This is a genomic window from Vagococcus sp. QWL-13, from assembly GCF_058683555.1.
In genome coordinates, this window is sequence record NZ_CM178746.1 from 2,105,202 (window position 1) to 2,120,000 (window position 14,799).

The 14,799-nt window shown below is 36.7% G+C and carries 15 protein-coding genes and 1 pseudogene (1 of these 16 cut by a window edge); 4 read left to right on the top strand and 12 right to left on the bottom strand.

The features are described from left to right. Positions 1-216: 216 nt before the first annotated feature. A pseudogene (locus tag AC4PHI_RS09750) lies at positions 217-447 on the top strand (transposase); the annotation flags it as partial. A 455-nt stretch (positions 448-902) separates the two neighbouring features. Here the strand turns inward: AC4PHI_RS09750 and AC4PHI_RS09755 are convergent. The 10 genes from AC4PHI_RS09755 to AC4PHI_RS09800 all read right to left on the bottom strand — a co-directional run bounded on the left by AC4PHI_RS09755 (position 903) and on the right by AC4PHI_RS09800 (position 9,467). Beyond that, positions 903-2,252 carry a DUF6056 family protein gene (locus tag AC4PHI_RS09755; protein ID WP_492199718.1) on the bottom strand — a complete coding sequence of 450 codons (1,350 nt, stop codon included), beginning with the start codon at positions 2,250-2,252 and terminating at the stop codon, positions 903-905. A 142-nt stretch (positions 2,253-2,394) separates the two neighbouring features. After that, positions 2,395-3,186, bottom strand: a complete 792-nt coding sequence (locus AC4PHI_RS09760; RefSeq protein ID WP_492199719.1) for a C40 family peptidase — start codon at positions 3,184-3,186, stop codon at positions 2,395-2,397. A gap of 173 nt (positions 3,187-3,359) precedes the next feature. Continuing rightward, positions 3,360-3,755 carry a phage holin family protein gene (locus AC4PHI_RS09765; RefSeq protein ID WP_492199720.1) on the bottom strand — a complete coding sequence of 132 codons (396 nt, stop codon included), beginning with the start codon at positions 3,753-3,755 and terminating at the stop codon, positions 3,360-3,362. Positions 3,756-3,819: 64 nt separating this feature from the next. Continuing rightward, entirely contained in the window at positions 3,820-3,936 is a 117-nt protein-coding gene (locus AC4PHI_RS09770; RefSeq protein ID WP_492199721.1) for a CD1375 family protein, read from the bottom strand. A 37-nt stretch (positions 3,937-3,973) separates the two neighbouring features. Then, positions 3,974-4,087 carry a CD1375 family protein gene (locus tag AC4PHI_RS09775; RefSeq protein WP_492199722.1) on the bottom strand — a complete coding sequence of 38 codons (114 nt, stop codon included), beginning with the start codon at positions 4,085-4,087 and terminating at the stop codon, positions 3,974-3,976. Then, on the bottom strand, positions 4,087-4,389 hold the full coding sequence (locus tag AC4PHI_RS09780; RefSeq protein WP_492199723.1) for a hypothetical protein: 303 nt from the start codon (positions 4,387-4,389) through the stop codon (positions 4,087-4,089). The genes AC4PHI_RS09775 and AC4PHI_RS09780 overlap by 1 nt, the downstream gene beginning before the upstream one ends. Further along, complete coding sequence (locus AC4PHI_RS09785) at positions 4,382-4,825, bottom strand: hypothetical protein (protein ID WP_492199724.1); 444 nt, start codon at positions 4,823-4,825, stop codon at positions 4,382-4,384. The genes AC4PHI_RS09780 and AC4PHI_RS09785 overlap by 8 nt, the downstream gene beginning before the upstream one ends. Continuing rightward, a complete protein-coding gene (locus AC4PHI_RS09790) occupies positions 4,826-5,725 on the bottom strand; it encodes a BppU family phage baseplate upper protein (RefSeq protein WP_492199725.1) in 900 nt (299 codons plus the stop codon). Between the two features lie 17 nt (positions 5,726-5,742). Then, positions 5,743-8,382: a phage tail tip lysozyme gene (locus AC4PHI_RS09795; protein ID WP_492199726.1), complete on the bottom strand. Its 2,640-nt coding sequence runs from the start codon at positions 8,380-8,382 to the stop codon at positions 5,743-5,745. Continuing rightward, positions 8,379-9,467: a DNA cytosine methyltransferase gene (locus AC4PHI_RS09800; protein ID WP_492199727.1), complete on the bottom strand. Its 1,089-nt coding sequence runs from the start codon at positions 9,465-9,467 to the stop codon at positions 8,379-8,381. Before AC4PHI_RS09800 ends, AC4PHI_RS09795 begins: the two co-directional genes overlap by 4 nt. Before the next feature lie 183 nt (positions 9,468-9,650). Here AC4PHI_RS09800 and AC4PHI_RS09805 point away from each other — a divergent pair, with 183 nt between their 5' ends. Continuing rightward, entirely contained in the window at positions 9,651-10,337 is a 687-nt protein-coding gene (locus AC4PHI_RS09805) for a DUF4145 domain-containing protein (protein WP_492199728.1), read from the top strand. A 160-nt stretch (positions 10,338-10,497) separates the two neighbouring features. Here AC4PHI_RS09805 and AC4PHI_RS09810 read toward each other — a convergent pair whose 3' ends face one another. Both AC4PHI_RS09810 and AC4PHI_RS09815 read right to left on the bottom strand, forming a co-directional pair. Then, the gene (locus AC4PHI_RS09810; RefSeq protein ID WP_492199729.1) at positions 10,498-11,019 is read right to left on the bottom strand and encodes a hypothetical protein; all 522 of its coding nucleotides are present in this window, start codon (positions 11,017-11,019) and stop codon (positions 10,498-10,500) included. A 13-nt stretch (positions 11,020-11,032) separates the two neighbouring features. Continuing rightward, positions 11,033-12,070 carry a rolling circle replication-associated protein gene (locus tag AC4PHI_RS09815; RefSeq protein ID WP_492199730.1) on the bottom strand — a complete coding sequence of 346 codons (1,038 nt, stop codon included), beginning with the start codon at positions 12,068-12,070 and terminating at the stop codon, positions 11,033-11,035. Positions 12,071-12,409: 339 nt separating this feature from the next. On the opposite strand from AC4PHI_RS09815, the gene AC4PHI_RS09820 reads away from it, so the two are divergent. Further along, positions 12,410-13,948, top strand: a complete 1,539-nt coding sequence (locus AC4PHI_RS09820; RefSeq protein WP_492199731.1) for a GIY-YIG nuclease family protein — start codon at positions 12,410-12,412, stop codon at positions 13,946-13,948. 107 nt (positions 13,949-14,055) lie between these two features. Continuing rightward, positions 14,056-14,799, top strand: partial view of a site-specific integrase gene (locus AC4PHI_RS09825; protein ID WP_492199732.1) — the 5' portion only. Its footprint extends 411 nt past the window's final position; only the first 744 of its 1,155 coding nucleotides appear in the window; its start codon is at positions 14,056-14,058; the stop codon falls past the right edge of the window.

Consider the following 14,799-nt stretch of genomic DNA (forward strand, 5'->3'; position numbering starts at 1 on the left):
GGTTGAACACGAAGTCGTACGAAACAAAAATCACGCGTATAGCACGTGGAGGAACTAGCTTTAGCGTTAAGAAACTCCTTTCGATATACTAGATAGTGGCTACCTGATCCTATGTCAAGATTTAGGACAAGTTAAAATGAGAGCTTCTCTTACTTTATTACGATCAAAAAATGATTTTAGCGGATTCAAACATAGTCTACAAACAGTAAATCACTCTATATGAAAACCGCAGTCAAAACCCTTAGAAAACATCTAAAGAGAATTGAAAATACCTTTAGCTATCCTTTTTCTAACGGCCCTCTGGAAGGACTGATCAATAAAATCAAGGTCATTAAACGGACTGCTTATGGTTATCGTAGTTTTTGGCACTTTAAGCATCGCATTCTTGTCAGTTTTAAACTGATAGACCAAAAAGACAACCCCACTTGTTTAAGCGAAGTTGTCTAGATCTGTTATTAAATTAGGCTAAAATTCTAGCCATCCACATCATTTGACGAAGAGCCGGTATTACGTGGTGTTTCGCTAAAAACAGAAAAGCCATCCGAAACGTTGATATATCAACATTTTGGATAGCTTTTCTGTTTACGTCGTGTTACGCTGTATCGCGTAAAAATACCGGCGGCCGGTTCGTATCTAAATCCTCTTAAGTATATGTAAACTCTGGGATGCCTCATCTGTTTAAATATAGCTTGCGCAAAATTTGGGCAAAATAATTCTCTATCCCAAAAACAGATATTGTATTCTTTCAATCACTATCTAAGCTATGAGCCAATGTTTAAAAATATCTCTTGAGTTATACGTATACTATTTTGATGAGTTAAAAAATAACCCCACCTCGCTAACTTATTTCCATTGCCCATCAAAAAAGCCACTCGAGAGAGTGGTTTTTTTGATGTCTTCATTCACCGGTTTAAAAAAGATAATAAAAATGTCACTACACCTAACGTTGTTAGCCACAAATTAATTGCCTCCAATTTCCCCGTGTCCAAACATTTTTTTAATTCTCTGATCACCATCAAAATAATAATAACTGTGACCATATAAGTGATATAAAATGTTCTTAGACCAGATGCCCAAACTGTCGGGGAAAACCCTAAGATCACTCTTGAACAAAAGGCCATCAATAGTAATAGTATCAAAAAAACAGAATGCTTTTTATTGCTAAAACCAATGTAAATACTTATACACAGACTAAATAACAAGCCCAATACTAATAAAGTTGGAATCCATGTGCTCGGATGGTACAGTGATAGATTTGTGCCATGGCGTGTAAAAATTTTTTCTAAAAAATCTGTTTTCCAAATCATAGAATCCCCAAATCTAAATCCACTTTTACTTACATCACCTAAATAAATCAATATATTAAAAGTTAAAGGTAAAGAAACGATTAATCTTGAAAAGTAATTTTTAGATTGCAACCATACCAACATGGCTAATGCAGCAAAAAATAATGTAAAAATAAAAGTATTGCTGAAAAAGAATATTTTTCCAAATGACGAAACCCCTAAATCTATTTTATTTACTAAATTAAAGTGTTGGTACTCAGGAAACCAAGTTAGTATCTCTGCCTCATATCTCATTTTGTTTCCAGGGGTTGTGGCCGAAAAGATCAAGGATAACAAGCTAATAATTGTAAATAAAGATAATTTTTTCTCATATTGTTTATTTTTCCAAAGATAAACCGATAAAATAATTGTAAGTGTTAAAAAACATATATTCGCTTGTTCTTGATTGCTGCCTACTATCAAGAAAGGTAGCACAGCAAAATAAATTGGCAAGTTGATTTTTTCCCCTTGTAATCTTTGATAAAAAGGATAAAAAGATGCCATTAAAAAGGCAATAATCCAATGATAGTTTAGTGTTGTTGCTACCCATCCTGTTTCCCCCATTAGTTGTAAAGGGATAAAGCAATAAACGGCAGAGACTAACAACACATTTTTTATTTCTAAATTCCTGAATACATATTTACATAGCATCACGACAGTACCCCACATTATTGTGGTGTTTATTATCTTCCAAAACACAAAGTGCTTAGAGAAAAACATCAACAGCAGTTCTATAATAATTCTCGAGCTCCACAATCTATAATAATCAATAGAAGATGTTATATATCCCATTGAACTTACTCTTTTTAAAAAAATAATATCATCATGGTTAAATCTTGGAACATAGAAATTATAAATAAGAAAAAGAAAGAATAAAAAAAATAAAAATAACTGATTTTTATTCTTTTTTAAAAACTTTATACCCATTATGTGCCCACCTTTTTGATTTGATTATATCATAAGATATAAATCATTAAATAATCCATAAAATTATTTTTGTTTTTTTCATAAAAACTACCTCCTAATCTAACAAAAGCCTATCCCTAAACTAAGAAATAGGCTTTTACTTTTAAAAAGTATTATTGTTTAGTCGTCTTTGCAACTCTCTTACCATATCCGACTGTGGACTAATGATGCCGTCCTGAGTAGTACCAAGATATCGTTGTAATGCCCTAATCGTGTTGGGACCAAATAAACCGTCAGGAGTTATGCCTAGTTTCCGTTGCAACGCTGCCACCACGTTGGACCCTATTTGCGTGTAATCAAATTGAGCCGCATAGATATACTGGTTATGCACGGATCTCCACTGGTGACTGATAATACCATCCCTGATAGGGCATCCCAGATACTCCTGCAGACGTTTAGCTGTTGCTGGTCCAAAACTACCGTCCTCTGCTAGTTTATTCTGCTGTGGCTTATTATCAACGATGATGCCACCTGCTGACACGATCTCATAATAATGTACCGGTAATCCGGAATAGTCTCCCATCCACTGATAAGCCGGTGTGTCTGCCATATTATTACTGCCGTAACCGTAAGTACAATGTATAATCCGTGAGTTGCTCAAAAATATCCCCGTGTGGCCACCAGAGCCTAGCGAGTTGCCTTTGACACCACTGATAAACAAGTCTCCCCGTTTTACCGCAGATCGTGTAATCGGTCGTAAGATTTTACCTTCCAGTGCATATAATGTCTCGGTGTTGCCGATCCCCGTCCCCTTTGGCAAGATGCCTCCTGCAATCAAAGCGTTATATACCGCACTTGAGCAATCGTAGCTATTGGGTCCTAAACGGTTAACCATCGAGTAAGTGATCTTACCCTTACGATCTAGCATCCACTGGACCATAACGTTTTTATTCATCTACTCACTCCTTTTCGATTTTAAATACCGTTCCGTGTTGTTTTGCGTGTATTCGTGATCTAAACCATCGTCAAAATTTTCAGATGCGAACATATCATCTATCAAGTTTTGTAACCAACGAATTATTTTCATGTTTTCGTCAATCCTTTCAAAAATAAAAAGAGCATCCTAAGCTACTCTTTTTCGTTTTTATTTAAAAGTTTTTCTATTGCTTTATCCAGTAGATCTAACCCTCTGTGTTCCTTTCCGTCACTATTACCCCTGATATGAGCGATCACACTCCACATTTCGTTAGCGATAAAAGCTGCCAACACAATGTATAAGGTTCCTAATCCCAACACATCAAACATTAAAAACACAGGGACAATTGCGACAGATAACAAAATCATGCCGACCTTTGTTGCCAGACCGACCTTCATTTTTTTTGAATTGTAACTGCCGTTAAAAATAGCAAGGAAATACCCCAAAATAAAATCAAGCATGTTAAGCACGATATATGTGACAATCACCAAGTAAAGCTTGGTATTATCGTCCTGGAGTAAACTCTGTAACCAATCTATCATTTCCATTTGTACCACCTTTTCTTAATTTAAAAAGCAACCGATGCGATAAACACACCGATTGCTAACGTAACTAAATTTCAATTTCTAAATCAGCCAAGATTTCTTTTACTTGGTCACGAATCAATGCAGGCACTTGATCAACCGTCTTTTTACCCTTGACAATCAAAGTTGCATAAATCACAGCCATCACTTCCACCTCCTTTTTAAGCAAACAAAAAGCAATCCTAAGCTTCAGCCTCTGAAACCAAGATTGCTTGCACTTCTTTTCTAAGCTGTTCCGGTACGTTCTCAATACGCTTCAGCCCCTTTTTGATTAGACTTACATAGACTTTAACCATCAAACGATGCCTCCAATCATTTCATAAACTTCCGCTAAAGCCAACTGGGTATTTGTTAAGTCTTCTTGTGTTTTTTCTAACTCTTGTTTCACAATTTCCAACTCACTCGGTGCTTTTTCTAACTCTTCTAACTCTTTATACTTTCCCTCATCCAAAACTGCAATTCCGTTAGCTATCTTGACACAACCGATTAAGCCAATCAATGTTTCTTCTGCTTGAATCTCAAAAAAATTAAGAAGCTCCTTGTCTGCCCAGCTGTCGATATATCCGTCTTTTGTTAGCTTTACAAATATTTTAACCATTGTAATGGATCACCACCCGTCTTAATACGATGGCATCTGACGGTCCTCCAGCTGCATTGGACTCATGCCCTCTGATTTGAGTATTTGACACGTAAAATGTTTTTTCTACATTACCAAACCACGCTTTGCGCATGGACCATTCGCCAATTTCGCTGATTTTCGGCGGTGTGATAAAAAGACTCGTATGGTTGTAATCTCGCGCAGTAGTTGCATACCCAGAAAATATCAACTCAATCAATCTGACATCCAGATTATCTGGATTGTAGTCGATGGCAGTATTAGCATCCAGATGCGTCACCATTTCAACGACTTTTTTACTTATTAGTTTTAATTTACCGATTGCTTCTTGTATTGCTTCTTGCAAAATCCGGAAATTTTTATTGAGTGGGTCTTGCGATCCCAACTCCCCCTCGTTAAATATATGCAATGCTTCCATTTAGTAAAAACCTCCTACAACATTTATTTGGATGGTACGATTTCCCTCAATTAATCTAAAAACAGTGCCACTAATTTTTATTATCTTATAATCTTCCATCTTGTAGTTTTCAGGTAGTTTAACAATCATTGAGTTACGATTTAAAAACTCTACGGTATGATTAACTTTATTGGCATTACTCCCACCAAGCGGAGATAAACCTAACGGCACTGTTCCTAGCCCGCCTGTCCAAGCCATTACATGGAGTTGAGGATACTGCATCAGGTTGTGGTCAATGCGGACTTCAAAACTTTCAGGAACATAAGCGGAGCGGATTCTGATTAATTCGGTCAGCAGCTTCCCACCAGGATCAATTGATTCGATGATTTCTCTCACTTGATTAAACCATTGGTCAAAATCCTTCTGTTGCTGGATTACCTGCTGGTTAAATGATTCAATAATTTGTCGAATTTCTTCCATCGATATTTCTTTTACATCTTCAAAGGCATTTAGCACATCTTCCATTCGTTGGATATAGGGTCCAAAATCTCCACAGCTATCATCGATTCCAGAAATCACCCGAAAAGAAAAGTTTTGAGTGGTGCCCACTAATTGATTAGCCTTCATAAATTTAAAATAAGCAAATCGCAATGTGCCCTGCATATCGTATTGATTCAACGTATAAAATATTTTTCCATTTTTAGCATCAACGACCACCGCTTCTTGTTCCACTGGAATAAACCTTTCAAAATAAGCACAAAAATAGATTTTTAATCCGGTTAAATCATAAGGTTCTCCATTTTCAATGATAGATGCCTCAATTGTTTCTGTACCAACATTACCTTTTCTGACTTTCATCAAGCCGATATGATTATAGGGTTCTGTTGTGCTTAAAATCATGTCCCATTTTTCTTTTGTCAAATTACCTCACATCCTTTCTATGGTGGCGTCAGTCCGATAAACGGTGCCGGATCCACATATCCGCTCCATTTGGCTGTCTGTACACTAAAGTGAAGATGTGGTCCTGTACTGTCGCCGGTTGACCCCATACGTGCGATTTGCTGACCTTTAGATACTTTGGTACCAACACCAACTAAACGTTGGCTGTTATGTGCGTAGCCTGTCATATAGCCATCGTCATGTTTAATCAGAATCCACTCTCCCATATCTGGGTCAAATTCTGATAACCAAACAGTTCCATCTTGTGCAGCAAAAATCGGATCTCCTGTTGCACCACCAAAATCAATGCCATTATGCATCTTACCCCCTCGAGGACCAAACCACGATGTGACTCGTGTACCTTGCAATACAGGCAAAGCGTATTTACCGCCCGGTTGTTTCAAGTCTTTAAATCGATTATAAAAATCATTGGCTGCAGCAACACGTTGACCTAATTCTTCCACGCCTGCACGTTCATAGTTTTTCAAAAAGGCAAACGTAGCATTCTCAACGCTCGTTGTAGCCTTAAAACCCGCCACTGTCGTTGGACTAACAGCACCAATCCACTGGCCATTAAACATCGACCATTCAATCAGTTTCCCTTGAGCGGTCATGGTTCGATAGTCGTCTGTGATCCCAGCTGCATTCATCAACCGCTGAACATATTCCCGACCGTTATATGTTGGACTGCCAACTAATGGATAAGCTGACCCATCCCACTGGACAATCCCATAAGCAGGACCGCCAATTTGATCTGTGTCCGGATTCATGGTTCCGCCTGTTTCCCGGCTGGCATTCCCAAGTATTCCGGCTGCGGCCTGTTTGCTATATCCTTGACTTAGTAGATACTGCCATAACTGCCATGCAAATTTATCAGCTTGAGTGATGATTTCTGCCGGATACTGTCCGTTCCAACCTCCATCGCCTCCACCAGTTCCTCCCGGTGTGACTTTGACGCCGTTAATGTAAAATTCTCCTTCCAAGTTTACTTTTCCATATAAGTTTAAAAGTCTGTTGCTACTATGAGAATCCGCTGGAATTTGAACAATCGGAGTCGAATTACTGCTTGTTTTTGATTGAGAATTTAACGAAAAGATATAACCAGGCTCCTGAATGATTGCCGTCCCATTCACTCTTCCGGTTGTTCCCGATATCGTGGATGCTAATCGGCCAAGACTTATTTTGTCATTTGGGTTAGCTACATCATAAAATACAATTTGTCCATTATACATATCGATCAGATAATTGACATTCTCTGCTTGAACACGGACACCGTTTAATATTCCTGCTTTGATAAAATCCGCAACGATCCTTCCGTCCTGTGTAATAGCCGTCTCGTAAGGACCGTCAATTCCATTTTTAGAGTGTCCCAATCCTCCTAAATTCCAACGCCAAACTTCTTTAGCTTTCGAAGCATCAGGATTATCCATGATTAAAATTTCTCTTGGAGCTTTTTCTGGCCGGAATAAAACATATCCTTCTTTATTTCCAGTAATCCACGCTGTGGCATTTTTAACATTTTCAACTAGCACTTCTCTTGCGATAGAAAGTTCGTTTCTAACAACTTGTGTCTCCGTTTGAGATTGATACGTGTACATATTCAAGTCATTTCCAAGTGTCATGCTCTTATATTTTTGAATTGTTGGATACCAAACACATTCAACCAAACGTTCCTGTATATCAATACCCAACTTAGGCACATAAACATGAGCTGTATCTCCGAAACCTAACTTAGTTAGATTTTTATAGACATCCTTGTATTCGATCGAATTTTCTAAACTTACCATGGACACATCATGAGTTACTTTTGGTTCATGAATACGGTCTTTATCAAATAAAGATTGCCCCCACTTTTTTAATTCTTCTATATCTACTATTTCAGAATTTTGCCTTTTCCCTATCCGTCTATTCTCATCAGTCACTCCCGAAACTTCTAAATATTTGAAAACAATTGGATTTTTTTCTTCATCGTAATCATTTTCCGGAGTGCCTCCAACAAGATATAAAGAATTAATGACACTATCCGAGTCAATAGTTTCTTCTACACTTTCCAAATTATGTCCAAAATCAATTCTAAATCCTTTATCTTCACCTATTCTTTTAGACAGTTTCAACTCCCAGTTGTTCATATCTAATTCGGAATCTGTCACACCCACTAGATTCTGGCTACCATTGTTACTACCCATAATCGCTTCAAGCGGCTTAACTTCCTTGGCTGTAAATTGGTGCTTAGTTTCAACATCAGAAATAAAAATATGCTTTTGAGGGAAAGCCAGACTCTCTTGCAAATGAGACATGATTTGAATCCCGTCTCCTCTAGCAGTGAAAGAATATTCAATAAAGTTCCTGTTCGCAATATAAGCGATATGCCTGCCGGTAATCGAAAGTGAATTTAAATTCTTCACAGGTGTATTTATTTCAAAAAATTGATACGTTCCATCAATCCATTTGGCTTTTACAAAATTTCCTTTTTCAAAGTAATTGACATTTAGACCATCTAACTTATAAACACCATAAAACTGATATTTGTTGTTTAGAATCCTGTGAATTTCAGGCAACTCCAACCAATCTGTTAACGTTGCACCATTAATATCCAAATCGACTGGCATTTCTTGATAAGCATAAATATCGTATATCATAGCCACACACTCCTTGGATATAGTTTGCCAGTTCCTATTGATTGGTTAATAAACAAAGAATTGTTCCCCGGTTTTCCTTTCAACCAATTTCCTTTAGTAAAAAGCAACACACCATTCTGGACAGCTAACTTTCTTTCGGTATCTACAAATAAAAAACCCTTTTGAGTGTTCAAAAGAGTTAGTGCCATATCATTTAGTTGAATATCTATCGTTCCACCAAGGGAATTTATTTCTAAGTAGGGTTGACTTGTCTCCTGTCCATGGTCAAAATACCTGTTTGTCCCTTTATTTATATCAATAGCAGTTTCCCTTACCTTTCTGCGAAAAGGCTGACTCCGAAAGAGTAAATCAAACGTGTAAAACACGCCCCATTCATTTTCAAACTGATTTTTTTGATTAAAACTTGCAATACACTCACGATATTTGTCAGGGTCGTTGTGAGTAATTAGTTTCCCACTGCCTCTTAACCAGTCTTTTACCTCATAAATTCTTTCAAAAGGAATCGAGACAGACTTGATTGGATAATCATTCTCACTGAATGACCTACATCTTTCTTCCTGGTATATGTCCAGGCTACTGCATCGCTTGCCAACGGCGTGGGCCACAATAAAAGTTCTTGATCGTTGGTGACTCGCCCCCACGGCTGAAGCTGGTAATACAAACGATCTTGCCTCGTATCCGATGCTTTCCAGGTCAGATAATGTGCGGTCGAGCTCCATATTGGCAAAGTTAGCAACATTTTCTCCAACAATCCAATCGGCCCTGAGATCCTTGATAACTCTAAACATTTCCGGCCAGAGATCGCGGTCATCCTCCTTGCCTTGGCGCTTCCCAACTGAACTGTAAGGTTGGCAAGGGAATCCGCCGTGAATAAGTTTAATTGTTCCAGTGTCAATCCCCTCACTCTCTAACAACTCTTTGTTTAGTAATTTGATATCTTTAAAAATTGGCACATCCGGCCAATGCTTATTTAATACTTGCCTCGGGAATTCGGCATACTCGCAAAAAGCAACTGTTTTAAATCCTGCCCATTCCGCTGCCAGATCGAGCCCGCCGATTCCGGAGAACAATGATAATGCCTTCAATTCCTCACCTCAAATCTTTTATGCGGATTAGTTATAGTAATCAACACTGTTTAGACCATTATTTTTAATTCTTAATTTTCTTTTTCTATATTTGATTCGTTATAGTTAATTATCGGTTTTTTATTATTTTCCACTCTTTCCATAAGATCCTTTGATATAATCAAATTCAAAGGAGGTGAAAATATGCTAAAAAATATTTCCGTAACATTTCGAGATGGAACTTATACTACGGCCTTAAATCTTCCAAATTTTTGTCCTCATTGTGGTAAAACAATGTCCCCTGAAGCGTTTAAAGGTGTTTCTGAGTTTAACGGATCCGCTTCCCCTAATAGGTTAGGGATTTTGGTCCAGTGTACTGCTGATGAATGCGGTAAATACTTTGGACTTGGGTATTATAAGAAATTAAATGATAAATCGTACAAATTACAACGTTATGACTACAGACCACCAATAAAAATATCTTTAGTAGAAAATATTGACAAAGTTTCTCCTTCTTTTGTTGAAATTTACACTCAAGCTGCAAAAGCTGAAGAAGAAAAACTAGATCAAATCGCTGGTGTTGGATATAGAAAATCCTTAGAATTTTTAGTGAAAGATTATGCCATTAGAATCTATCCTGACGAAAAAGAAACAATTGAGCCTATGTTCCTTGGAAAAGTGATTGACAATTATCTGTCTGCATTTCCAAAGCTACAATCTTTAGCTAAGGCTGCAACATGGATTGGTAATGATGAGACTCACTACGTCCGTCGACATGATGATAAAGATATACGTGACATGAAACAATTCATTAAATCGGCTTCCCAGTTTATTGCTGCCGATTACGATGCCGATCTAGCACAAGATTTTATCGAGGAAAATGGTTCATAAGAAATTTTATAAGCTCTCGATTAGTCTGCATAGCTTTCTCGAGAGCTTTACTATTCAATTCCAGCAAAGCTTCCAAAAATTCAACTCTATCTTTCAAAAAAATAATTTTTTCGTTTGATTCCATTTTTTCACGCTCCTAATTTTTTGCCGATTACACACACTAATTAAAAATCTTATCCGCCCATATTTCTTGCTTATACAACCTCCGTTTTGCTGATTTCTCTTTTCTCTCTTCATCTCGTTTTATTTCATTGAGGATTCTTCTCGAAAACTCATAACTCAAACCTAATCTGTCAACTATTTTTGAAGGAGTAATTCCTGGATTTTGTCTAAGCATCTCTTTAATGTCTTTCTTCGATTCCTTTTTAAACTCAAGTTCTATTAAATACCAGTCTGCATACACGATCTTATAACCTAACATCCTTTTATTATGAATATTTCCAACAACATCCTTTGTACTAACACGCAAAAATTTGACAATTTCTTTTTTTGAATGAAATTTCCCTACTAAGTTCTTATTTTTAAACACAAGATACTTGTAGGCCTTGCCCTCAAGAATTCCACCGAGTTTCATTATTCGGGTGCATATACTGCAACCTTGACACTCACCGACATCACCGTTAATTACATAATGCAAAGCCATCTCTTCAGCTAACTTCCTTCTTACAATCCTTTTATCCACCGATATCCCCCTTCTATATTTTTTCCAATCTCAAACCATTGCCATTTGTTCTTCTTTTGTATCCTGGTGTACCATAATGAAAAATAGTCTGGGGTTTAACTCCCCGTTCTGCCGCTATCTCTCGAATTGTCCCTCTTGCCAACAATTCATCTCTGCGATAAAGTGCATACTCTCGTTTGAAAATATGTCTTTCCAGCCATTCTTCATGGCTGATGAACTCCGTCTTCACTTTCGGCTGATAAGAAAAAAGACTGCTACTGTCCTTCGACTTTCTCCAAAGCTTTAAGTAAAGATGAATTCCCGTCATCTCATTCTGAACTGCAGTAATTTGCGTGATAAAATGATTAGGATATTTCTTTTCAAACATCTCCATTCCCATATCGTTGGAGAGAAAGTATTTTTCTAACTGCCTGTTGGTGTATTTGTAATTGTTCGGCTGAATGGTCGGACGTATCAAATTCCTACTAGATGACCATCTTTTTTTGCCTTTCGGGTCTTTTAGCATGTATCTGGTTATGCCCTCAACCCCATTTTCATTGAACTGCAGACGTTGAACATTGCAGTAGCCAATTCTCTGCCTGTTTTTCCCTCGACCTTTGAACCAACAATTTTCTACATCATCTCTACTTAACCCACTATTCATGACTAAGTGATGATGGATCCTAATAGCACCTTTTTCATCATCTGGTTCAGAGTATTCTGTTACCAAAAAATATTTCAAACTTGGTAATCCTTGTTTCTTGATTCGGTACTCTATTCGCCTGATACCATTCCTGATTTCTTTTTCAGCTGCTTCTAGGGAATCCGGAAGAAACTCATCTTTATAAGAAAATCTTACAAAATAATCTCCCTCTTTAAAATTTCCATTAACCAGCTGTACCGCATACCTTTTACTATTTTTATCATTAAGATTTTTCTGTGCAGGTCTTGAGATATTTCTTTTCTTAGGACGTCTGCCTTTAGCATGTAGGTCCCTTTTATTAAAAATTGGAACTAGGTCTATCTCCAGATAGTTTTTCCCACACTCTATTCTCTTTTCCCTAATTGCCATAATTATTAGTCCTCTACAACATTTTCTAGTTTCGTTACAACGTTAATACCTTATGCAAGGCCGAGAAAGGCTCTTTAAAAGCCTTGTTTTATCAACGTTTCGTAGACTAAAAACTCGAAAAATGCTATAATGGAATTGTCATATTCGGATAGCATTTTATTCGAGTTCGGGCGGCTGTGTTATCAGTCGCTTTTTTATTTGTTTGGAACAACTTTCTTCTTCGTTCGTTAAATGATGTTTATGACGATAGAGAGCTAAGTCCAAAACAAGTTAAAGTTTTGGGAAAAGTTGTAAAATAATATTATTAAAAAGGAAACTATGGAATAAAGGGGGATTCTAATGGGTTTTTTTAGTAGGATTAAAGAGCTGGCAAATTTAAAAAAGGAAATTGAAAATCAGAATGTTGTTCTAGAACAAAAAAGAAATGTTATTTCGGGATTAGAAATCAATATTATTGAAATTCAAAATAAAATTAAAAATTTGGAACGTGACTTATCCAACAGAGAGCAAACTATGGAAAACATTAGGGGCGTTTTAAGAGCTGAAAATGAACGTGAGAAAAAAATTATTTTAGAACAAGCAAAAAAAGAAGCTGAAGCTTTTGAGCTAGAAGCAAAGAATAATTTAGCTGCTCTTCTTGAATCGTTAAAAAAATATACCATTGAAAATGAAGATTTAACCGAAGAAAATGAAAAATTGAGAAAGGAAGTTAATCGTCGACTTAACCAAGCTAGAAAATTTAAAGCTCAAGTTTTGGGATTGAAAAATTTTGATGAAAGATTTCCACACACAATTAATTTTGATAGTGTTAATACTACAATTGAACAACTTTCGCTTGAACTTGATGAAGATACAATATTAGGCACCATACTTTCCCTGCCATTACACTCAGATAATTCCAGAGAACTAAGAAAACTTTCAAATGCTACAAAAAAAGAAATAAAAAGATTATTGGAAGAATATGAGTCTCGCTATAATACAAAAGCCAACAGAACTATTTATCATTTGATGATTATCGGACTACAAGCGGAGATGGAAATATTACTATATAAGCTCACTTATGAAAAATTGGATGTGACAAAACAATCAGTAAAAGATATCATGACCAAGTACCTTGTCATTGCAAGCGAAGGGAATCAAAATATTCTACCAACAATAACAAAATTTATAGCTGAAATAGAACCACTTTATTTGGAATTAGTTGATATTGAATATAGGTATTATATTTATCGCCAACGAGAAAAAGAAGAACAAATCGCTATCAAGGAACGGATAAAGCAAGAAGTTGAAGAACGGAAAGCATTAGAAGCAGAGAGGAAAAAACTCGATAAAGAAGAATCAAAATACATCACTGAAATGCAAAGAAATAAAGATTTGCTCGAAATAGAAACTGATGAAACCAAAATTAATCAACTAAAAAATCGACTTCAAGAACTGGAACAGCAACTTGCCGCAGTTGAGGAGAAAAAGGAAGAAGTTACTAGATTGGCTCTCGGTAAGGCAGGATACGTCTATGTTATTTCGAATTTAGGTTCCTTTGGCTCTAACATCTTTAAAATCGGTATGACAAGACGTTTAGAACCGCAGCAAAGAGTTGATGAGCTCGGAAGTGCCTCAGTGCCTTTCAGATTTGATGTACACGCAATGATCTTTAGCGACGACGCTGTCGCTTTGGAAAATAATCTTCATAAAAACCTTTCTGATAGCAGAGTCAACAAAGTCAACTTCAGAAAAGAATTTTTCAGAACTGATATTGACTCTTTGGAAAAATTAGTCGAAGACGTTGACCCCACAGCTGACTTTGCACGAACGATGTATGCTGCAGAATATAAACAAACATTGGCTATTGAGGAAAATACAAAAGCATTTAATATATAAAAACACGCCCCTCATCCTGTAAGATAACGGCGTGCTTGTTAAAAAATAACCTAAAGTAGGTGTATTTCTTATACCCTATTTTAGCAAAAAATAGGAGGATTAACAACATGGCTAGCTTTTCTAAAAGAAATAGTAAATGGCAATATCGTGTGTCATACAAAGATGCTAATGGTAAGTATCGTAATAAAACTAAGGGCGGTTTTGACACTAAAAAAGAAGCACAATTAGCAGCTTCAGTTGTAGAGGAAAAATTTTCACGTGGCATGAACACAAATCCCGAAAAAATTATTTTTATTGACTACTTCGAGGAATGGTACAAACTTTACAAAAAGCCATTCATCTCCGATAAAACAAAAAATAATTATCGCATCTCCATTGACGTAGCACGTAATTTTTTTGGTAAAATGTCCATTGCAGAGATTACAGAAGACTTATATCAACAGTTTATTAACAATTACGCAAAAGATCCAAAAACTGGTAAGAGGCGATCTAAGGAAACAGTTGCTAAAGTTAACGTGCATGTAAAAGCCTGTTTGAAAAAAGCGGTTAAGTCTGGAATACTATCCTTTAACCCTGGTGACGATGTTGTTATCGGTGGATACGAAAAATCTTTAAAGGAACGAAATAACTATCTTAGTGAGAATGAGCAACTGAAGTTAACCCAAGAAATAGTAAAAGGTCTTTCTCCCAGGCAAGTGTCACCTTATATCGTACTCTTCTCTCTAGCAACTGGCGTCCGCTTTTCAGAAGCGATTGGTTTAACATGGGACTGTGTTGACTTTAAGGCTGGAACAGTTAACATCAATGAAACATGGGACCTGACAAAGAATGATTTTGCTCCAACGAAAAAC